Annotated in this window: 20 protein-coding genes and 1 pseudogene; 5 read left to right on the forward strand and 16 right to left on the reverse strand. The window is 62.3% G+C overall.

Going from position 1 to position 19,388, the window contains the following annotated elements; all coding sequences use genetic code 11:
* From FJ964_RS22005 to FJ964_RS22015, 3 genes and pseudogenes are all read left to right on the forward strand, one after another.
* A pseudogene (locus tag FJ964_RS22005) lies at positions 1-122 on the forward strand (molybdate ABC transporter permease subunit); the annotation flags it as partial.
* A complete protein-coding gene (cysW, locus tag FJ964_RS22010) occupies positions 115-999 on the forward strand; it encodes a sulfate ABC transporter permease subunit CysW (protein WP_140552357.1) in 885 nt (294 codons plus the stop codon). The pseudogene FJ964_RS22005 and the gene cysW, both read left to right, overlap by 8 nt.
* A gap of 125 nt (positions 1,000-1,124) precedes the next feature.
* Positions 1,125-2,273, forward strand: a complete 1,149-nt coding sequence (locus FJ964_RS22015) for a sulfate/molybdate ABC transporter ATP-binding protein (RefSeq protein WP_246676209.1) — start codon at positions 1,125-1,127, stop codon at positions 2,271-2,273.
* Positions 2,274-2,581: 308 nt separating this feature from the next.
* Here FJ964_RS22015 and FJ964_RS22020 read toward each other — a convergent pair whose 3' ends face one another.
* From FJ964_RS22020 to FJ964_RS22065, 10 genes are all read right to left on the reverse strand, one after another.
* Positions 2,582-3,817: a UxaA family hydrolase gene (locus FJ964_RS22020; protein WP_140552358.1), complete on the reverse strand. Its 1,236-nt coding sequence runs from the start codon at positions 3,815-3,817 to the stop codon at positions 2,582-2,584.
* Positions 3,814-4,110, reverse strand: coding sequence for a UxaA family hydrolase (locus FJ964_RS22025; RefSeq protein WP_140552359.1), 297 nt, complete (start codon positions 4,108-4,110; stop codon positions 3,814-3,816). The genes FJ964_RS22020 and FJ964_RS22025 overlap by 4 nt, the downstream gene beginning before the upstream one ends.
* A 7-nt stretch (positions 4,111-4,117) precedes the next feature.
* Positions 4,118-4,807 carry an RraA family protein gene (locus tag FJ964_RS22030; RefSeq protein ID WP_140552360.1) on the reverse strand — a complete coding sequence of 230 codons (690 nt, stop codon included), beginning with the start codon at positions 4,805-4,807 and terminating at the stop codon, positions 4,118-4,120.
* A 28-nt stretch (positions 4,808-4,835) separates the two neighbouring features.
* Complete coding sequence (locus FJ964_RS22035; RefSeq protein WP_140552361.1) at positions 4,836-5,597, reverse strand: SDR family oxidoreductase; 762 nt, start codon at positions 5,595-5,597, stop codon at positions 4,836-4,838.
* Positions 5,594-6,625: a zinc-binding alcohol dehydrogenase family protein gene (locus FJ964_RS22040; protein ID WP_140552362.1), complete on the reverse strand. Its 1,032-nt coding sequence runs from the start codon at positions 6,623-6,625 to the stop codon at positions 5,594-5,596. Before FJ964_RS22040 ends, FJ964_RS22035 begins: the two co-directional genes overlap by 4 nt.
* A gap of 7 nt (positions 6,626-6,632) precedes the next feature.
* Entirely contained in the window at positions 6,633-7,742 is a 1,110-nt protein-coding gene (locus tag FJ964_RS22045; protein WP_140552363.1) for an enolase C-terminal domain-like protein, read from the reverse strand.
* 70 nt (positions 7,743-7,812) lie between these two features.
* The gene (locus FJ964_RS22050; protein WP_140552364.1) at positions 7,813-8,589 is read right to left on the reverse strand and encodes a transporter substrate-binding domain-containing protein; all 777 of its coding nucleotides are present in this window, start codon (positions 8,587-8,589) and stop codon (positions 7,813-7,815) included.
* 35 nt (positions 8,590-8,624) lie between these two features.
* Entirely contained in the window at positions 8,625-9,284 is a 660-nt protein-coding gene (locus FJ964_RS22055; RefSeq protein WP_210243380.1) for an amino acid ABC transporter permease, read from the reverse strand.
* A complete protein-coding gene (locus FJ964_RS22060; protein ID WP_140552366.1) occupies positions 9,281-9,952 on the reverse strand; it encodes an amino acid ABC transporter permease in 672 nt (223 codons plus the stop codon). The genes FJ964_RS22055 and FJ964_RS22060 overlap by 4 nt, the downstream gene beginning before the upstream one ends.
* 15 nt (positions 9,953-9,967) lie before the next feature.
* On the reverse strand, positions 9,968-10,651 hold the full coding sequence (locus FJ964_RS22065) for a GntR family transcriptional regulator (RefSeq protein ID WP_140552367.1): 684 nt from the start codon (positions 10,649-10,651) through the stop codon (positions 9,968-9,970).
* 120 nt (positions 10,652-10,771) lie between these two features.
* Between FJ964_RS22065 and FJ964_RS22070 the strand changes: the two genes are divergently transcribed.
* Complete coding sequence (locus FJ964_RS22070; protein WP_140498412.1) at positions 10,772-11,518, forward strand: amino acid ABC transporter ATP-binding protein; 747 nt, start codon at positions 10,772-10,774, stop codon at positions 11,516-11,518.
* A 28-nt stretch (positions 11,519-11,546) separates the two neighbouring features.
* Positions 11,547-12,665 carry a mandelate racemase/muconate lactonizing enzyme family protein gene (locus tag FJ964_RS22075; protein ID WP_140552368.1) on the forward strand — a complete coding sequence of 373 codons (1,119 nt, stop codon included), beginning with the start codon at positions 11,547-11,549 and terminating at the stop codon, positions 12,663-12,665.
* Between the two features lie 241 nt (positions 12,666-12,906).
* On the opposite strand, the gene FJ964_RS22080 is transcribed toward FJ964_RS22075, so the two are convergent.
* From FJ964_RS22080 to FJ964_RS22105, 6 genes are all read right to left on the reverse strand, one after another.
* The gene (locus FJ964_RS22080; RefSeq protein ID WP_140498410.1) at positions 12,907-13,800 is read right to left on the reverse strand and encodes a carbohydrate ABC transporter permease; all 894 of its coding nucleotides are present in this window, start codon (positions 13,798-13,800) and stop codon (positions 12,907-12,909) included.
* A gap of 1 nt (position 13,801) precedes the next feature.
* Positions 13,802-14,740, reverse strand: a complete 939-nt coding sequence (locus tag FJ964_RS22085; RefSeq protein WP_140552369.1) for a sugar ABC transporter permease — start codon at positions 14,738-14,740, stop codon at positions 13,802-13,804.
* 104 nt (positions 14,741-14,844) lie between these two features.
* Positions 14,845-16,170 carry an ABC transporter substrate-binding protein gene (locus FJ964_RS22090; protein WP_140498408.1) on the reverse strand — a complete coding sequence of 442 codons (1,326 nt, stop codon included), beginning with the start codon at positions 16,168-16,170 and terminating at the stop codon, positions 14,845-14,847.
* Between the two features lie 38 nt (positions 16,171-16,208).
* The gene (gene ugpC, locus FJ964_RS22095; protein ID WP_140552370.1) at positions 16,209-17,291 is read right to left on the reverse strand and encodes a sn-glycerol-3-phosphate ABC transporter ATP-binding protein UgpC; all 1,083 of its coding nucleotides are present in this window, start codon (positions 17,289-17,291) and stop codon (positions 16,209-16,211) included.
* 227 nt (positions 17,292-17,518) lie between these two features.
* Positions 17,519-18,496, reverse strand: coding sequence for a branched-chain amino acid ABC transporter permease (locus tag FJ964_RS22100; protein ID WP_140552371.1), 978 nt, complete (start codon positions 18,494-18,496; stop codon positions 17,519-17,521).
* A gap of 1 nt (position 18,497) precedes the next feature.
* Positions 18,498-19,385, reverse strand: coding sequence for a branched-chain amino acid ABC transporter permease (locus tag FJ964_RS22105; RefSeq protein WP_140498405.1), 888 nt, complete (start codon positions 19,383-19,385; stop codon positions 18,498-18,500).
* Positions 19,386-19,388: the final 3 nt, after the last annotated feature.

Genomic DNA, 19,388 nt, shown 5'->3' on the forward strand with positions numbered 1-19,388 from the left:
GGCTGGAGGAGTACAATTACCCGGCGGCGACCGCCATCGCCGCGATCATGCTGGCCTTGTCATTCCTCATGCTGCTCGTCGTCAACCTGGCGCAGACATGGAGCCGCAAGCGCTATGGCTGATCCGGAGATCAAATCCTACGAGCCGCATCACGACAGCCGCTCGGCGGCGGTGACCGAAAGCCGCCCGGCGCAGGCCGTGCTGATGGCGATCGCCTTCGCCTTCCTCGGCATCTTCCTGCTGTTGCCGCTGATCATCGTCTTCAACGAAGCCTTCGCCAAGGGCGTCGGCGCCTACACCGAGGCGCTTGCCCATCCCGACACGCGCTCGGCGATCCGGCTGACGCTGCTGGTGGCGGCGATTTCGGTGCCGCTCAATGTCGTCTTCGGCATCTCGGCCGCCTGGGCGATCGCCAAGTTCGAGTTCAAGGGCAAGGCCTTCCTGACCACGCTGATCGACCTGCCGTTCTCGGTCTCGCCGGTCATCTCGGGCCTGGTCTACGTGCTTCTGTTCGGCGCCCAGGGGCTGCTCGGCGCCTGGCTGAAGGCGCACGGCATCGTCATCCTGTTCGCCGTGCCCGGCATTGTGCTGGCCACCATCTTCGTCACCTTCCCCTTCGTGGCCCGCGAGCTGATCCCGCTGATGCAGGAACAGGGCAATGGCGACGAGGAGGCCGCGCTGTCGCTCGGCGCCAATGGCTGGCAGGCCTTCTGGTATGTGACGCTGCCCAACGTCAAATGGGGGCTGCTTTACGGCGTGCTGTTGTGCAATGCGCGCGCCATGGGCGAGTTCGGCGCCGTCTCGGTGGTGTCGGGCCATATACGCGGCCTGACCAACACCATGCCGCTGCATGTCGAAATCCTCTACAATGAATACAACGCCGTCGGCGCCTTTGCCGTCGCCTCGCTGCTGGCCGGCCTGGCGCTGGTGACGCTGGTCCTGAAGACACTGCTCGAGATGCGTTACGGCGCCGAGATCGCCGCAGCGCGTGGACATTGATGCATGTCGCCCAAAAGCGGCAACCGGTTTTGGGATAACGCCATGCAGCCACTACAAAGCATGCCGCCCAAAAGTGGCAACCGGTTTTGGGATAACGACATGCAGCCACTACAAAGGGACTGTTGATGGAAGTTCGCGTTGCCAATGTGCGCAAGGAGTTCGAGCGGTTTCCCGCGCTCCATGACGTGTCGCTCGACATCAAGTCGGGCGAGCTGATCGCATTGCTGGGGCCGTCGGGCTCGGGCAAGACGACGCTGCTCAGGCTGATTGCCGGGCTGGAGCGGCCGACGCGCGGCAAGATCTTCTTCGGCGACGAGGACGCCTCGCAGAAATCGATCCAGGAGCGCAATGTCGGCTTCGTCTTCCAGCACTACGCGCTGTTCCGGCACATGACGGTCTCGGACAATATCGGCTTCGGCCTCAAGGTCCGGCAGGGCTCGACGCGGCCGCCGGCGCAGGAGATCCGCCGCCGCGCCTCCGAGCTGCTCGACCTGGTCCAGCTCTCGGGCCTGGAAAAGCGCTATCCGGCGCAGCTTTCCGGCGGCCAGCGCCAGCGCGTCGCGCTGGCGCGCGCCATGGCGATCGAACCCAAAGTGCTTCTGCTCGACGAACCGTTCGGCGCGCTCGACGCGCAGGTGCGCCGGGAACTGCGCCGCTGGCTGCGCGACATCCATGACGCCACCGGCCACACCACCGTCTTCGTCACCCACGACCAGGAAGAGGCGCTGGAGCTTGCCGACCGCGTCGTGGTGATGAGCCAGGGCCGCATCGAGCAGGTCGGCACCGCCGACGACATCTATGACAGGCCGAACTCGCCTTTCGTCTACGGCTTCATCGGCGAATCGAGCTCGCTTCCGGTCAAGGTCGAGAATGGCGAGGTCTGGCTCGCCGATCGCCCGGTCGGGCTGTCGGCCCCGGACGCCGCCAGCGGCAACGCCACGCTGTACTTCCGCCCGCACGACGTCGAATTGCTGAGCGGCTGCTCCGGCTGCATCGCCGGCACGGTGGTCGCCAGCCGCCGCGTCGCCGGCACCCGCCGGGTGGAACTCGAGATCGGCGGCGAACGCCAGCGCGTCGAGATCGAGCTGCCCGTCGACCATCCCGCCGCGCAGAAGAGCCGGGTAGCGTTCCGCCCGGGCCGCTGGAAGCTGTTTTTTTCCGACCAGGCAGGCAGCTCATTCGCGCCCCCGGAACAGAACCCTCGCCAAAACGAGAAGACGCTTCCCCCCGATATCAGGAAGCGGCGTATGGCTGACGCAGGCCCGCTGATTTGAATTGTCCGCATGGGGGTGAGGCGGTTGCGAGCCGCCAGCCCAATGCTGGTTTGCCGCGACCCTTTTTTGCGCACCTCGTTTCCAATGCACGTTGCCCAAGCAACCTCGGTTCGGTGTAGCGACATGCAAAACAAAACCTAAAGCGGCTCGCATGAATCCGTTTCGGCGTGCCGCGCTTCAAACAAACGAGTGAGCTTGTCGCCAGATTGTTCGGCCCGCCATGCATTGCTCCTGCGCTGGTCAAGGATCGCGCAGCTTCAGCACAGACGCAAACAGCGCTCGCAGGCACACGGCAAACGCCGGCAGCTTCAGCCTCGGTGACCAGCTCTCGGCTGTGCGCCCGGCAGGCATGCGGGCCCGATCGGCTCGAAAGTCTTGTAGGTCAGGATGAATTCGCGGTGCCCGAGTTGTTCGGATTTCGTCGCATGGCCATTGGCGACAGCAAGAACCAGATTGAAGATTTCGTCGCCGACATCCGACAAGGTTGCGGCCCCTTCGAGAATACGTCCGGCATCGACGTCCATGTCGCCCGACAGGCGACGGTATGTTTCGGGATTGGCGCAAATCTTTATGACCGGCGCGACCGCCGACCCCGACACCGAACCGCGGCCGGTGACGAACAGCGTGAGGTGACAACCGGAAGCGATGAGCTCCACGATCTCGGCATTGTCCGAGATGTTGGGGAAGCCAAAACGCACGTCCCCGTCCGGCACGACATCCATGAGGTAGAGCCCGCCGCTAGGAGGAATGTCGCCCGGCTTGATGAGGCCCGAAATCGGCGACGAGCCCGATTTGGCATAAGCACCCATCGATTTCTCCTCGATGGTGGATAGGCCGCCATCGGCATTGCCCGGAGCGAAACTGCCATAGCCTAACGTCGCGTAGTATTGCGCTGCCTTTGCCACGGAGGCGCGCAGCTCGACGCCGAGTTCAGGCGTCACGGCGCGGCTCGCCATGATCTCTTCGCAGCCGATCAGCTCGCCGGTCTCCTCGAAAATACAGGCCGCTCCCGCACGGACCAGCCGATCGAAGGCAAGGCCGGCGGCGGGGTTGCCGGTCATGCCGCTGGTGCCGTCCGACCCGCCGCAGATCGTGCCGACGATGAGTTCACTCGCATCCATTGGCACTCGCGCGACCGCGCCCAACTCTTGCAGGCGTTGCCCGACCCATTCGATGCCGTCGGAAATCGTCGACAATGTGCCGCCGTTTTCCTGGATCGTCAGCGTTGCCACGGGTCGCCCGCTTGCCTCGACGGTGCGGGCGAGCGAGAATTTGTTGAAGCTTTCGCATCCCAGTGACAGCAGCAATACCGCGGCGACATTGGGATGCGTACACAGACGCTCCATCATCCGCTGCGCATAGGGATTGGGAAAGCAGCCTGGAAAGCCGATCAGATGCACGTCCCTGCCGCGGAAATGGGAGACGATTTCGCGACCGACATGATGCGCGCACTCTACCAGATAGGCCACGACCACAATGTTGCGGATGCCCTTGCGACCGTCCGGCCTGAGGTAGCCGAGGATGGTGGGCTGTTCGCCGGTCATGATCCGGTCTCCGCTATTACGTGCGTTTTGGTGTAGTCGCTCTTCAGATTGTGAATATGGACGTGCTCGCCGGGTCCGATCGACTGCGTCGCCGAGCCGATCGGGACGCCGTATTTGACGACCTTCACTCCCGGGGCGATCGGCAGCCGCGCCAGCTTGTGGCCGAGCTCCACGGTCTTGACCAGGATGTGCGGCTCGCCGCCGACGATGATGGTTTCACCGGCTTCGATGCGCCGGCAGGCGACCAGCACATTGTCTTGGTCGCAGAGCAGGAGCAGACGAGGATCGTCCATCGCCGGCTCACATGACGCCGAAGGTACGGAAGGCTTCGCAGGCGCTCATGCCGCCGCGGATCGCGGTTGCGACCTTATTCTCGGTGCTGACCTTCTCGAGCGCGCGCTCGATCGCTTCCTTTTCCGCCTCGCGCGGGATCACAAGCACGCCCTCGCGGTCGCCGAAGATCAGGTCGCCGGGCGTTACCAGGATGCCTTCGATCTCGATTGGGCAGCCATAGTCGATCACCTTGCCTCGCGGGCCCTGGTCCTGGGCATAGATGCCGCGCGAGAAGACCGAAAAGCCAAGCTTTTCGATTTCCCAGGAGTCGCGGATATACCCGTTGAGGACGGCGCCGGCAGCCTTCAGCTTCTGGGCCCTGGTGGACATCAGCCCGCCCCACAGCGCGTAGCGGAAGGAGGAACCGCTGGCGATATAGACATCGTTCTCCGTCAGGCTGTCCAGCGCTTCCATCATGAGGCCGAACGGTTTGTTCGCGAGCGGACCGTGCGCATCCGGCGAACCGTCGGAAAACACGTCCGCCTCCAGCACCGGCATTGCACGGCCGATGACTTTCATCTCCGGCTGCAACGGCGCGATCCCGGCCGGCAGGAACTGCCGGCGGTGGCCCATTACATCAAGCACGTCGCCGACAACGGCCGTGAAGAGTTGCTTGCGGATGACTTCGAAGATCGCCTTGTCAGTATCGGTCGTCATCTGTTTTCTCCCTCGAAAAACTATAGTGTCAGAAGCCGTGCAGCGCGCCGCCGTCGACCACCAGTATATGGCCGGTCACATAGGCCGAGGCGCGTGAGGCGAGATATGTCATGGCCCAGCCGATGTCGGCGCCCTCGCCGAAACGACCCATGGGAATGCGGCTGTTGATCTTGCGCGCCCTTTCCGGATCGGCTGCGGTGGCCTGGCGTAGAAGCGCGGTGTCGATCCAGCCTGGTGCCACACCGTTGACGCGCACCCCGCTAGGCGCAAGTTCGGTCGCCAGCGCCCTCACCATGCCGACATAGGCGGCTTTCGCGGCCGAATAGCCGATGACGTTGGGAATGCCGAGGAAGGAGCTCATCGAGGCGGTGAAAAGAATGCTGCCCTTTGCTTCCGTCACCTGCGGCAGGAAGGCGCGCGAGAGGGCGAAGGCGCCGCCGACATGGACGTTCAGCACCGAATTGAAGTTCTCGACGCTCATCTCGCCGAGCGGCTTCTTGACCGTGTTGCCGGCATTGTTGACGAGGATCGAGACGCGTCCGAATTTTTTTGCCACGTCGCTGGCGAAACCCGTGGCACCGGCAGTGTCGGTCACGTCGAAGACATGGCTCGTGGCGGAAGGCCCCAGCGTCTCGCAGGCGGAAGCGAGCTTCGCGGCGTTGGTGCCGACGATCGTCACCCTGGCGCCGGCTTCGACGAAACAGGTGGCGATCGCAAGGCCGAGGCCGCTTCCGCCGCCGGTCACCAGCGCATGCTGCCCCTCCAGCCCGAAGACATCCTTGATTCTCATGCGTCTTCCTTCGCTTCGATCCGGATCACGATCTTGGTGAAGCCTCCGGGGTTCTTGTCCCAGGCTTGCATGGCCGCACCGGCTTCCTCGATTGGCACGACGCGTGAGACGATGCGGTCGCCGGCGTCCCGATGTTGCTTCAGATAGCCGATGACGTCGTGGAAATCGGCGATCTCGGAGCCGCGTGACCCGCGGATATCCATCTCCTTGAGCAGGAAGAACTTGGTGTCATAGGCGATCTTGTTCTTGGCGTAGCCGACATAGACGACGCGGCCGCAGGACGCCACGAGATCGATCGCCTGCCGAAAGGTCGCATCCGCGCCGACCGCCTCGATGACGACCTGCGGACCGTCCCCATTGGTCAGTTCCAGGACATGCGCCAGGACATCTTCGCGCGACGCATCGATGATGTCAGCGGCGCCGAGCGCCTTGGCAATGGCGAGTTTGTCGGAGCTAAGGTCCACTGCGATAACGCGTGAGCCCCGCCTGACAGCGCCGAGCAAGGCGCCGAGCCCGATGACGCCGCAGCCCAGTATAACGACGGTTTCTCCAGCCGAAAGCTCGGAGCGGCGGACGGCATGGAATCCGACGGCAAGCGGCTCGATCAGCGCGAGGTCCCGCTGGCGCATGCCCTCGACCGGAATGACCTTGCCCGCGGGAACGACGATGATCGAGGCCATCGCGCCCTCGCGCTGGACGCCCATCGTCCGGTTGTCCTTGCAGGCGTTCGGCCTGCCAAGGCGGCAGGCATGGCACTTGCCGCAATTGAAATAGGGAAGAATGGTCACGGACCGGCCGACCGCAAGCGCGCTGACGCCGTCGCCGAGCGCCGAGATGGTGCCGGAGATTTCATGGCCCAGAACGCGCGGGTAGGAGATCAGCGGATTGAGGCCGCGAAACGACGTCAGGTCGGAACCGCAATACCCGACATACTCCATCCGCACCGCGACTTCGCCCGGGCCGGGTTTTGGTTCGGGCAATTCGACCAGCGAGATCTTGCCGGGTTCCTCGAGGCAAACAGCTTTCATATGGCGCTCAGACCTCACAGATCGTGCTGTTGTCGATGGCGTCCCAGTCGATCTCGATGCCGAGGCCGGGGGCTGACGGCGGCGTTGCGTAGCCGTCCTTGATCGGCAGCGGCTGTTTGAGGCCGAAGGCGAAGTTCTCCATCGGATAGAGCACTTCGAAGAAGTCGCAGTTCTTGATCGCCGCGGCGCAATGCAGGTTGACGATCTCCATCGGGTGAAAGATGGCGGTATGGATCTCGCAATTGACGCCGAAGGCTTCAGCGAGGCGGGCCGTCTTCATGACGCCTGTGACGCCGCCCGTCCAGGAAACGTCTGCCCGAACGCGATCGACGACACGCGTCGAGATGCATTCGGCGATGCTGTAAGGGTGCTTCGCAAGGACTTCCGTCCCGACGAGCGGGATTTCGAGGGTGCGGGCGAGCTCCCGCAGCGAATGAACGTCCTCGTCGTATAAAGGCTCTTCCAGCCAGTAGAAGTCGAGCCGTTCCAGTTCGCGGCCGAAGCGGATCGACTGCTCGAGATTGAACATCGAGACCGGGTCCGACATCAGCGTGAAATCCGGCCCGACGGCGGCGCGGACCTGGCGGTGGACGTCGATGTCGTAGTCGAGGTCGAGTCCCGGTGTATGGAGCTTGTAGGCCCGCAACCCTTCGGCCTTGGCGCGCAGCGCCTCGTTCACATAGTCCTGCGGCCCCGACAGGATCATCGAGCTGCCATAGACCGGCACGCTTTCGCGGAAGGCGCCAAGATATTTATAGAGAGGCTGCCCGGCGGCGGTGGCCGACAGCAGCCAGAGGCAGGTGTCGAACGGTCCGTAGGCATAGATCGGCAAATGGCCCCACCAGCGGTCGGCGACCCGGAAATCGTGCCATGCCTTTTCCCGGTCGAGCGGGTCGCGGCCGATGAAGAACGGACGCAGCGTGTCGGCGATCAGCCTGCCGGCGCCTGCCGCCGAACGACCGGCGAACCCGAAGGCGGTTGCCTCGAGCCCGGTGTCCGTCGTCATGGTGACGGTGAGAAATTCGAACTTCGCGAAATCCCCGGTTCGAAACGCGCTGGCGGCAAAATCGCCTGGTTTGCGCTGGCAGCAGCGCACCTTCACATCCGTGATTTTCATGGAAAAACCTTCGATAAACCGATCGCAGCGGCGTGTGTGGATCCGGGGGAGCCCCGGATCCAGGTCATTCTCAGAAGCGGGGCAGGTCGACTTCGACACCCATCCATTTTTTCTGCAGGGCCTGCAGCTCACCTGTCGACTGGAGCATGAAGAGTTCGGTATTAAGCCAGTGCAGGAAGTCCGGGTCGTTGCGGCGCAGGCCTATGCCCATCGGCGCCTGCGCCACGACGAACTGCTTCTTGAGGTTCGGGTCGTGCTCCTCGACGGCGCGGGCAAGCGCGCCGCTAGTCACGATGCCTTCGACCTGGCCTGCGAACAGCGCCTGGGATGTCGACGCGTCATCGTCATAGCGCTGGATCTGTGAGCCTTCGACGGCCTTTTTGGTCATGACGATGTCGTTCGTGCTGGCCCGCGTCACGCCGATCTTCCTGCCGGCCAGATCCTCGATCTTGGTGATCGGCTGGTCGGCGGGACCGACATAGACCTGCTGGTCGACATAGTAGGTGTTGGTGAACGCGATGGCCTTGGCGCGCTCGGCGGTGATCGAGAACGAATAGATCACGATGTCGAGCTTGCCCGAAGTCAGGTTCGGGATGCGGTTGGCTGCCGTGGTGTCGACGATGTTGACCTTGACGCCGAGATCGCGGGCGATTGCCTTTGCCACGGACACGTCATAGCCGTCGGGCTGCATGCTGCTGTCCATCAGGCCATAAGGCGGCGTTCCAAGGCCGACGCCGACATTGATCGTGCCGCGCTGCACGATGGCGTCCAGCGTGCTCTCGGCCTTTGCGGGCAACATCATCGCCAGCATGGCGGCGAGCCCGACAGCAAGTCTCTTCAGTAGCATGATACTTTCCTCCCTGGTGTGATGAACCGGAATCTTCAGTTGGCTGCCTGGTGCAGGCGGCGCTCCAGGCGGCGGCTGGCATGGGACAGTATGGAGCAGATGCAGAAGTAGATGGCCGCGACCGTCAGATAGACGGGCAGCGGCTGGAACGTGGCGCTGGAGACGATCTGTCCTGCTCTCGTCAGTTCGATGAAGCCGACGACCGAAGCAAGCGCGGTGTTCTTGACGACCTGAACGGAGAAGCCGACCGTCGGAGGAATGGCGACGCGAAGCGCCTGCGGGATGATGACGTCGGTCATCGTGTGCCGCCAGCCAAGCGCCAGCACGAACGACGCCTCCCATTGCCCCTTGCTGATCGACTGGATCGACCCGCGCCAGATCTCGCCGAGGAACGCGCTGCTGTAGAGCGTAAATCCAAGGCCGGCCGCGTAGATCGCCGGAAGGTCATAGCCGAGATTGGCGACGCCGAAATAGGCGATGAAGAGAATGACGAGCAGGGGCGTTCCCTGGATGACATAGATATAGGCCTGCGCGATCCAACGCAGCCAGGCGAAACGGGAGAGGCGAATGAGGGCGATAATCGATCCGCCGATGGCGCCGCCTGCAAGCGCAATTCCCGAGAGGACGACCGTCCACGTCGCACATTGCAGCAGAAACCCGACATGATGGAGATTGAATGTCTGGAACATCGTCATCGCCCTGCAAAGCGGAAGGAGAAGAGGGCACGGTCAATCAGCGCGAAGACGCCTTTGAATGCAGCCGTCAGGACAAGGTAGATAGCCGCGACCACGAGATAGGCTTCCAGGCTTCGGAAGGTCAGGCCCTGCACATCATTGGCGACGCCGGTCAGTTCCGGGACGGAGATGACGGAAACGACGCTGGAGGCCAGCATGATCAGGATGAACTGACTGGTCAGTGCCGGGAAGATCGCTGAAATCGCCGGCAGCAGAACGACATAGCGGAAGGTGAGATACGGTGACATGCCAAGCGTGTGCGCCGCCTCACGCTGTCCCTTGCCGATCGTCTGGATGCCGGCACGGACGATCTCGGTGATATAGGCGCCCGCGTAGAGCGTCAGGGAGAGGATGGCCGCCGTCACTTCGGAGATGCGGATGCCGACCGAGGGCAGGCCGAAATAGATGATGTAGATCTGCACCAGAAACGGCGTGTTGCGGATGATTTCCACATAGGCGGCCGCCATTGAGGAGAGGACTTTCGAACTCGAAAGTCTCATCAGGGCGCCGACGATGCCGACGCACATGCCCAGAACCAGCGCGGCGGCCGACAGGCCGACGGTCAGCATGGCGGCGTGCACGAACAGGTCGCCGCGCGCGAATGTCCCGGAAAAATCTAGATACTCCACACTCGTCCCCGGTCTTTAAACAAGGTTCGGTTCGATCGCTCGCGCAAGGACTTTCACCTGGCGCAAGGTGTTCTGCCGGCTTCTCTCGAGATGTCGCTGAAGCGCCGCGAGGATCTGGCTCTTCTTGCCGGCGACGATCGCATCGAGAATATCCTGGTGCTCCTCGACCGAGCGGCTGTAGTCGCCTGGAATCGAGACGAAGACCGTATGCGTCTGGCCGACGATGCGGGAATGAGCCTCGGAGATCATCGGTATTCCCGCCGCGCCGACGAGCGAACTGTGGAAGGCGCGGTCATGGGAGAGCGCCTTGGCCAGGTCGTCGAGCGACGACCCCTTGGCAAAGCGCCTGTGGTTTTCCAGGCTGTCATGGAGCTTCACCCGCAGAGCCTCATCGAGTCGCCCTGCGTCGAAGGCTGCTTCCACGGCCCCTTTCTCGAGCAGTGTCCTGGCCGCGTATAATTCCTCGACGGCCTCCTCGTTGAAGCTGCGGACCACCATGCCGCGCCGCGAGGAATTGACGAGAAGCCCGTCCGCCTCCAGCCGCAGGCAGGCTTCCTTGACAGGCGTGGGACTGATGCCCAGTTCCGCCGCCAATTCGTTTGGCAACAGGCGCTGCCCGCCTGCCAGCCTGCCGCCGACAATCCGCGACCGCAGCTCCTGATAGGCCTGCTCGGCCAATGTTGTCTTGATCATGCTCATGGCCCAAGCATCGATCAGGTTCCGGTTCGGCGCAACAGAAAAATTAAAAATAGAAAATTTTTTATTTTCGAATTGCGATCTTTCGGGTTACAAGCCAGACCTCGCAACAAGGAGGAGTTCATGGACGCCAACGGCAGCGCCTTTGTGAAACTGCGCGATGCGGTGAAAATGTTCGGCGGGTTTCAGGCGCTCGATCACGTCAGCCTTGAGGTGGCGAAGGGCGAAAAGATTGTCGTCTGCGGGCCGTCGGGCTCAGGCAAGTCGACCTTGATCCGCTGCATCAACGGCTTGGAAGACCTGCAGCAAGGCTCGGTGGAAATCGACGGCAAACCGCTGGTCGAGAAGTCCCATGGACGTATGGTTCCGCGCCGGGACATCGGCATGGTGTTCCAGCAGTTCAACCTCTTCCCGCATCTCAAGGTGATCGAGAACTGTACGCTGGCGCCGGTCCGCGTGCTCGGAAAATCCCGCAAGGACGCTTCGGAGAGAGCGCTGGAGATGTTGCACAAGGTACGGATCGCAGATCAGGCGGACAAGTATCCGTCCCAGCTTTCCGGCGGCCAGCAGCAGCGCGTCGCGATCGCTCGCGCGCTCTGCATGCAGCCCAAGATCATGCTCTTCGATGAACCGACCTCGGCTCTCGATCCGGAAATGGTCAAGGAAGTGCTCGACACCATGGTCTCGCTGGCATCCGAAGGCATGACGATGATCTGCGTGACGCACGAAATGGGCTTCGCCAGCCAGGTGGCCGACCGGGTCGTGTTCATGGACAAGGGTCGGATACTCGAGGAGGCCACGCCGAAGGAGTTCTTCGCAGCCCCGAAGCATCAGCGTGCACGCGAATTCCTCTCACAGCTCCTTCATTGACAAAATTCATATCCGCCAGGGATCATAGATGAAAATCGCCTCCGTCCGCCCGTTTATTCTTCATCTTCCACTCACCTCCGACTCCATTTCGGACTCGACCCACAGCATTACCCATTGGGGTGTCGTGGGTACGAAGATCGTCACCACGGATGGGCTGGAAGGTTATGGCTTCACCGGCACGCATGCCCATCTGGCCTCCGACCGGCTGATAACGTCCTGCATCGGTGAGTGTTACGCGCCGCTTCTGTTGGGCGAGGACGCCTCGGACCATCAGCGTCTATGGACCAGGCTTGCGCGCCATCCTTCGCTTCAATGGGTCGGTCGGGCCGGCATCACGCATCTGGCGCTGGCCGCAATCGATATCGCGTTGTGGGATCTGAAGGCGAAACGGGCGGGCCTGCCGCTGTGGAGTTATCTCGGTGGCGCGCGCACCGATGCCCTGGAGGCTTACAATACCGATATCGGCTGGATTTCGTTCGATCTGGACACGTTGCTGCGCGGTTCCGCGAAAGCCGTCGAGGAGGATGGATTCACGCGCATCAAGATCAAGGTCGGCCATGACGACCCAAATGTCGACGTCGAGCGCCTGGCGGCTGTGCGCAAACGTGTCGGATCAAGGATCCGGATCGCGATCGACGGCAACGGCAAGTGGGATCTTCCGACCTGCCAGCGATTCTGCGCGCTGGCGCGCGACCTCGACATCTACTGGTTCGAGGAGCCGCTCTGGTATGACGACGTCGCCAGTCACGCCACGCTCGCGCGCAATACATCGATCCCGATCGCGCTCGGCGAGCAGCTCTACACGATCGACGCGTTCCGCTCCTTTGTCGATGCAGGAGCCGTCGCCTACGTCCAGCCGGACGTCACGCGGCTCGGAGGAATAACCGAATACATCCAGGTCGCGGACCTGGCACTGGCGCATCGGCTTCCCGTCGTTCCGCATGCAGGCGAGATGAGCCAGGTGCATGTGCATCTGAGCTACTGGCACCCTACATCCACGATCCTCGAATACATCCCTTGGATCAAGGATCACTTCGAGGAGCCGATCCGCGTCGAAGGCGGCATCTACAAACGGCCCGAACGGGCCGGTGCGAGCACGACCGTCCTGGCCGAAAGCTTTGCCCGCTACGGCAAAAGCCTGGGCTAGAGCAATTCCAGGAAAAGTGTGGACGGTTTTCCGTCCGGAATTGCGTCAAAACAAAGAGGTAGAGCAGTTCGCCGTTTCCGTGAAAGGGTGAACTGCGCTAGAGCAATTCCAGGAAAAGTGTGGACGGTTTTCCGTCTGGAATTGCGTCAAAACAAAGAGGTAGGGCAGTTCGCCGTTTCGGTGAAACGGTGAACTGCGCTAGGACAATTCCAGGAAAAGCGCCCGCGGCATCGGGACGGCGCTATTCCTTCACCGCGCCGGTCATCGAGGAGACGTAGTGCTCGACGAAGAACGAATAAAGCACGACGACCGGCAGGGATCCGATCAGCGCGCCCGCCATCAGGGCACCCCACTCATAGACGTCGGAGCGGACGAGTTCGGTGAGCACCCCGACCGGCACGGTCTTGTTTTCGGACGACTGAATGAACGTCAAGGCATAGATGAATTCGTTCCATGACAGGGTGAATGCGAATATGCCCGCCGAGATCAGGCCAGGCACCGACAGGGGCAGCACGATCTTGCTCAGGATCTGCCAGCGGCTTGCCCCGTCTATGAGCGCGCATTCTTCCAGTTCGAAGGGGATGGAGCGGAAGTAACCCATCAGCAGCCAGGTGCAGAAGGGGATCAGGAAGGTCGGGTAGGTGAGGATGAGCGCGAAGGGTGTGTCGTAAAGCCCGAGGTTGAACACCATCACCGATAAGGGGATGAACAATATCGAGGGCGGCACGAGATAGGCGAGGAACACCGCGAGGCCGACCTGCCGTGCCCCGGAGAACCGCAGCCGCTCGATCGCATAGGCCGCGAAAACCGACGCCACCAGCGACAGGAAAGTGGCGGCGGTCGAGATGATGATCGTGTTGAGTAGCCAGCCCGGATAGGACGTCTCGAAGAGAAGATAGCGGATGTGCTCCAACGTCGGATGCACGACCCAAAGCGGGTTGAAATTGGCATAGTCGGTCATTTCGACATTGGGCTTAACCGCTGTGATCGTCATCCAGTAGAACGGGAACAAGAGCACGATGACGAATACGAGCAGGGGGAGATAGACCGTCACCACACGACGCGGCACGCTCTGCAAATAGCCCATGCCGCCTTCGTCGAGCTGCGGCTGTTTTGTCTTCCTGGTCGCAGCCATGTCAGTCTCCGCCCCCCTGCTGCCATTTGCGGCGCTGCAAGCCGAAATAACTGAACAGGATCGCGGCAAGGAGGAATGGGATCATGGCGACCGCGATCGCGGCGCCCTCGCCGAGCTGGCCGCCCGAAATGCCGCGCTGGAACGACAGCGTCGCCATCAGATGGGTGGCATTTACCGGTCCGCCGCGGGTCAGCACATAGATCAGCTGGAAATCCGTGAACGTGAACAGCACCGAGAACGTCATGGTGATGGCGATGATGGGGGTGAGCAGCGGCAGCGTCACATGGCGAAACAATTGCCAGCGGTTGGCGCCATCGAGCGTGGCGGCCTCGTAAAGCGACTGGGGGATCGTCTGCAAGCCGGCAAGCAGCGTGATGGCCACGAAAGGGATGCCGCGCCAGACATTGGCCGCGATCACCGAAGCGCGTGCGTTCTGCGGATCGCCGAGGAAATTGATGCGGTGGTCGATCAGGCCCATCTGCTGGAGCGCCCAGGACAGGATCGAGAACTGCGAATCGTAAATCCACCAGAAGGCGATTGCCGAGAGCACCGTCGGCACCACCCACGGCAGCAGGACAATCGCGCGGAAGAACGATTTGAAGGGAAGGTTCTGGTTGAGGATGAGCGCCAGCCAGAGGCCGAGCGCGAATTTCAGGATCGAGGCGCTGACGGTGTAGAGCAGGGTATTGAAGACGGCGAGCCAGAAGACGGCGTCGCTCCACAGATATTCATAGTTCTCGATGCCGATGAAGATGCCGGGACGGCCGATGCGGGCATCGGTGAAGCCGAGCCAGACGCCAAGCCCGAGCGGATAGGTCAGGAAGACAAGCAGCAATGCCGCTGCCGGCAGCATGAAGCCGAAGCCAAGCGCGTTCCTGCTCTCGGCCAGGCGCGACAGCATCGAGGAACGCGGCTGAGCGGCGACGGACGGCACGGCCATGGGCGGGCTCCCTGCAAGGTCTCGTTGAACGGTCTGGCGGCCGCCCCGCGCTTCCGGAGGGTCCGATAGCGCGGGGCAGAGCCGCCAGGCTCAGCTGGCATGGATCAAACGCGGTAATACCGGTTTGCGCGCTTCTCCGCCTCTTCCATTGCCTCCTGGGGCGTTGCCTGTCCCGTGACGGCCTTGGCGAACATGTCGACCAGGACATAGTCGGCCATGGTCGCCGCGGAGGCATAGCCGAGCGGCCCGGCATAGCCGTTGGGCCGCAGCGTCGCCGAAGCCTTGGCATAAGCGGCATTGTTCGGATCGGCTGTCCACACCGGATTGTTGTCGAACGCCTTGAGCGTCTGGCAGCAGTAACCCGCCGAGGAGGTGATCCAGTCCGGCATTTGCGGGTCCTCGAACATGAATTGCAGATAGGCTTTGGCCGCGTTGGGGTAGGGCGTGTAGTCGAAGATGACGGCCGTGGTCACCTGGAACAGTTCGACGGATTTGCCGACAGGGCCGATCGGTAGGTTGGTGGTGCGTATGTCCTTGGCCATTTCCGCCAGCTTCGGATCATTGTCCTTGTTGATCTTGGCCGTGTTGTAGGCGGAAATGCCATTGGCGATCACACTGAGTTCGCCAGCCAGGAAGGCGCGATTGTTGTTGACGTCGAGCCAGCTTTCGGTGCCTGGAATAAAAGTCTTGTAGAGTTCCTGCGCGTATTCGATCGCCTTGAGGGTCTCGGGGCTGTTGATCGTCACCTTGCCGCTCTCGTCGACCATCTGGCCGCCATGGCTCCACAGCAGCCAGTGCGCATAGTTGTTGCCGTCGCCGACACCATGGCCGTGCGTGAAGCCGGCCGGATGCCCCTTCGCCTGCAGGGCCTTGCAAAGTTCGAGAAAGCCTTTCGTGTCCTTGGGGAACTCCGAAAAGCCGGCCTCTTTTACCCAGCTTTCCCGATAGACGATGGCATTTCCGATGGTGGCCAGCGGCAGGCCGATGAATTTACCTTCCCGCGTTGCATATTGCTTTGGTCCGTCGTGCCAGCCGCCGTATTTCGACCCCAGATACTCGCCCAGTTCCGTCACGTCATGCAGCTTGTCGGGATACTGATGCGGGTCGTCGAACCAGACGAACATCAGATCCGGACCTGAGCCGACATTGGCGGCGACCGCTGCCTTGGGGCGAATGTCTTCCCAGCTTTCCTTGTCGACACGCACCTCCACGCCCGTCGCTTCGGTGAACCGCTTGGTGTTTTTCAGCCACTGGTCCTCGTCGCCCTGCACGAAAGGCGACCAGCGCAGCAGCCTGAGCTTTGCACCGTCCTCCGGCTTGTACTTCAGGCCTTCCTGGGCGAATGCTGGGGAGCCGGCGAAGCGGCTTCCCAAGACGCCAGCAGCAGCGCCGGCCGTCGTGCGGATCACATCACGTCTGGTGAATTTCATGCTCGTTCCTCCTGTTTGTTTCTCTTGCCCTTTGGTCTCTACAGCTTGCTGCGCGTTTGAAGCCGCTGCCCGGTTTCGCCGTGGAAGAGATGAATGAGCCCGGGTTCGGCGGTGAGCCGGATGGTTTCGCCCGGCGTGAAGGAATGACGTTCCCGGAAGTTGGCCACGATCTCTTCACCGCCGGCTGTCCGGCCGATGAGCTGTACCTCCGACCCGGTCGGCTCGATGACCGCGATGGTGACCGCAATGCCCTGATCGGACAGCCGCAAATGCTCGGGCCGTATACCCAGCACCACCGGCTCGCCGCCTTTGACGGACGATGCTGCGTCCAACGGCACGGAAATTCCGCCGGCGCCCCGAAAGGACGGCGACCCGTCCGTCGCGATTTCGCCCCGCAGCAAATTCATGGCGGGCGAGCCGATGAAACTGGCGACGAAGAGATTGTCCGGCCTGTCATAGAGTTCCAGCGGCGGCCCGATCTGCTCGACGATGCCATCGTGCATGACCACGATCTTGTCTGCCATGGTCATGGCTTCGATCTGGTCGTGGGTGACATAGACCGTCGTGGTTTTCAGGCGCTGGTGCAGTTCCTTGATCTCGGCGCGCATCTGCACCCTGAGCTTGGCGTCAAGATTGGACAGCGGCTCGTCGAACAGGAAAACCGCCGGATCGCGCACGATCGCCCGCCCCATGGCAACCCGCTGGCGCTGTCCGCCGGAAAGCTGGCGGGGATAGCGCGCCAGCAGCGGCACGAGCCCCAGAATCTCCGCAGCGCGCTGAACGCCGGCGCCGCTCTCAGCCTTCGAAACGCCCTTGAGCATGAGCGAGAACGCCATGTTCTCGGCGACGGTCATATGCGGGTACAGCGCATAGTTCTGGAAGACCATGGCGACGTCGCGTTCCTTCGGCGCAACGTTGTTGACGACACGCTCGCCAATCGCGATATGGCCCCGCGAAATCTTTTCCAGGCCCGCGATCATCCTGAGCAGGGTTGATTTCCCGCAACCCGACGGCCCGACCAGCGTGACGAATTCGCCGTCGTCGATGTTCACGCTGACGCCGTGCAGAACCTCGGTGGTCCCGAATGATTTGTAAACCTCGCTAATCGCGACAGACGCCATCGATCCTCCTCCCGAACGATTCCCGCGACGTCTTCGAAGGAACCGCTGACCTCTCCCGGCGACGGCCTCCAACCTCCATGTGGTCACGCGGCATGGCGACGGTAGCGCTACCAAACCTGCCTGTAAAGCAGGCGCTTCGATAAACATCCAGGCTGCATTCCCGGTTGCTCACTGGACTGCCCACCACATGGCTGGAGACAGCAGGGAGATCGGCCACGGGATGAATATCAACCACTTGCACCGTCCGCCGGCCTGGGCAGCCGCGCATGGAATTCGCCGACGATGCCGCGCCGGAAGACAAGCACGCAGACCATGAATATCAGGCCGGTGGCGATGGTCACCGGAAAGCCTGAGGTGGCGAGTGTGTTTTCAAGGCCGACGACGAAGCCGGCGCCGACGACCGGCCCGACCATGGTACCGATGCCGCCAAGCAGCGACATCAGGATCACCTCGCCCGACATCTGCCATGTCACGTCGGTCAGCGTCGCGAACTGGAACACGATTGCCTTGACCGCGCCGGCAAGCCCGGCTAGCGCGGCCGACATGACGAAAGCGGCGAGTTTATACCGGGCGACGGAATAGCCGAGCGAGATGGCGCGGTTCTCGTTCTCGCGGATCGAGCGCAGGATCATGCCGAAGGGCGAGTTGACGATCCGCCAAATCGCGAAGACGCCGATCAGGAAGATGGCCAGCACGACATAGTACATGTTGACCGTGGCGTTCAAATCGATGATGCCGAAGAGGTTGCCGCGCGGAACGCCCTGGATGCCATCCTCGCCTTGCGTGAACGGTGCCTGCACGCAGAAGAAGAAGAACATCTGCGCCAGCGCCAGCGTGATCATGGCGAAATAGATGCCTTGCCGGCGGATGGCAAAGAAGCCCATGACCAGACCGAGCAGCGCCGCGCCGGCGGTACCCAGCAGAATGCCTGCCTCCGGCGGCCAGCCCCAGACCTTGACGGCATGCGCGCAGAAATAGGCTGCGCCGCCGAAGAAGGTCGCGTGGCCGAAGGACAGCAGGCCGGTGTAGCCGAGCAACAGGTTGAAGGCGCAGGCAAACAGCGCAAAGCACAGCATCTTCATGAGGAAGAACGGGTAGACGAAGAACGGCGCGGCGATGAGCGCCAATACCGCCAGCGCCACCAGGGCCCGTTCCAGCCGCACGGAGGCCGCGGCGCGCTTTTCGAGAACCGTCAACTCGCTCATCTCAGGCGTCCCTTCCGAACAGGCCGGCCGGCCGCAGCAGAAGCACGATCGCCATGATGACGAAGACGACAAGGTTCGACGCCTCGGGATAGAACACCTTGGTCAGGCCCTCGGCGAGGCCGAGCATGTAGCCGGTGACGATGGCGCCCAGGATCGAGCCCATGCCGCCGACCACGACGACGGCGAAGACGACGATGATCAGATCCGATCCCATCAGCGGACTGACCTGGTAGACGGGAGCAGCCAGGATTCCGGCAAGCCCGGCAAGTGCGGCGCCCAGTCCGTAGGTGAGTGTCAAAAGCAGTGGCACGTTGACGCCGAAAGCCTGGACCAGTTCTGGATTTTCGGTCGCGGCGCGCAGATAGGAACCAAGCCTGGTCTTCTCGATCAAAAGCCATGTGCCCAGGCAGACGAGAAGCGATGCCAGCACCACCCAGCCGCGATAGTTGGGCAGGAACATGAAGCCGAGATTGGTGCCGCCCGCAAGCAGCGCCGGCACGGCATAGGGATTTCCCGAGACGCCGTAATAATAGCGGAAGACGCCCTCGATGACCAAGGCCAGGCCGAAGGTGAAGAGCAGGCCGTAGAGAGGGTCGAGCTGGTAGAGCCGCGAGAGCGCTGCACGCTCGACCACAATGCCGAACAGCCCGACGGCGAGTGGCACCAGGATCAGCGCCGGCCAATAGCCGATGCCGAGATGGACAAGCAGCAGATAGCCGATGAAGGCGCCCAGCATGTAGAGCGCGCCGTGGGCAAAATTGATGATGCGCAGGAGGCCGAAGATGACGGCGAGGCCAAGGCTCAGCATCGCGTAGAAGGAACCGTTGATCAGCCCGACCAGCAACTGCCCCAGAAAGGCCTGGATGGGGATGCCGAAGATCATCGTCATGGC

It is taken from the genome of Mesorhizobium sp. B2-3-2 (assembly GCF_006442295.1).
Lineage (GTDB): Bacteria > Pseudomonadota > Alphaproteobacteria > Rhizobiales > Rhizobiaceae > Mesorhizobium.

Coding starts and splice junctions, on each gene's coding strand:
- FJ964_RS22050 (WP_140552364.1), bottom strand. CDS start 8,589: ATGCTACTGAAGAGACTTGCTGTCGGGCTCGCCGCCATGCTGGCGATG.
- cysW (WP_140552357.1), top strand. CDS start 115: ATGGCTGATCCGGAGATCAAATCCTACGAGCCGCATCACGACAGCCGC.
- FJ964_RS22080 (WP_140498410.1), bottom strand. CDS start 13,800: ATGGCTGCGACCAGGAAGACAAAACAGCCGCAGCTCGACGAAGGCGGC.
- ugpC (WP_140552370.1), bottom strand. CDS start 17,291: ATGGCGTCTGTCGCGATTAGCGAGGTTTACAAATCATTCGGGACCACC.
- FJ964_RS22065 (WP_140552367.1), bottom strand. CDS start 10,651: ATGAGCATGATCAAGACAACATTGGCCGAGCAGGCCTATCAGGAGCTG.
- FJ964_RS22035 (WP_140552361.1), bottom strand. CDS start 5,597: ATGAGAATCAAGGATGTCTTCGGGCTGGAGGGGCAGCATGCGCTGGTG.
- FJ964_RS22105 (WP_140498405.1), bottom strand. CDS start 19,385: ATGACGATGATCTTCGGCATCCCCATCCAGGCCTTTCTGGGGCAGTTG.
- FJ964_RS22070 (WP_140498412.1), top strand. CDS start 10,772: ATGGACGCCAACGGCAGCGCCTTTGTGAAACTGCGCGATGCGGTGAAA.
- FJ964_RS22030 (WP_140552360.1), bottom strand. CDS start 4,807: ATGACGACCGATACTGACAAGGCGATCTTCGAAGTCATCCGCAAGCAA.
- FJ964_RS22045 (WP_140552363.1), bottom strand. CDS start 7,742: ATGAAAATCACGGATGTGAAGGTGCGCTGCTGCCAGCGCAAACCAGGC.
- FJ964_RS22025 (WP_140552359.1), bottom strand. CDS start 4,110: ATGGACGATCCTCGTCTGCTCCTGCTCTGCGACCAAGACAATGTGCTG.
- FJ964_RS22090 (WP_140498408.1), bottom strand. CDS start 16,170: ATGAAATTCACCAGACGTGATGTGATCCGCACGACGGCCGGCGCTGCT.
- FJ964_RS22040 (WP_140552362.1), bottom strand. CDS start 6,625: ATGAAAGCTGTTTGCCTCGAGGAACCCGGCAAGATCTCGCTGGTCGAA.
- FJ964_RS22085 (WP_140552369.1), bottom strand. CDS start 14,740: ATGGCCGTGCCGTCCGTCGCCGCTCAGCCGCGTTCCTCGATGCTGTCG.
- FJ964_RS22055 (WP_210243380.1), bottom strand. CDS start 9,284: ATGACGATGTTCCAGACATTCAATCTCCATCATGTCGGGTTTCTGCTG.
- FJ964_RS22075 (WP_140552368.1), top strand. CDS start 11,547: ATGAAAATCGCCTCCGTCCGCCCGTTTATTCTTCATCTTCCACTCACC.
- FJ964_RS22100 (WP_140552371.1), bottom strand. CDS start 18,496: ATGAGCGAGTTGACGGTTCTCGAAAAGCGCGCCGCGGCCTCCGTGCGG.
- FJ964_RS22020 (WP_140552358.1), bottom strand. CDS start 3,817: ATGACCGGCGAACAGCCCACCATCCTCGGCTACCTCAGGCCGGACGGT.
- FJ964_RS22015 (WP_246676209.1), top strand. CDS start 1,125: ATGGAAGTTCGCGTTGCCAATGTGCGCAAGGAGTTCGAGCGGTTTCCC.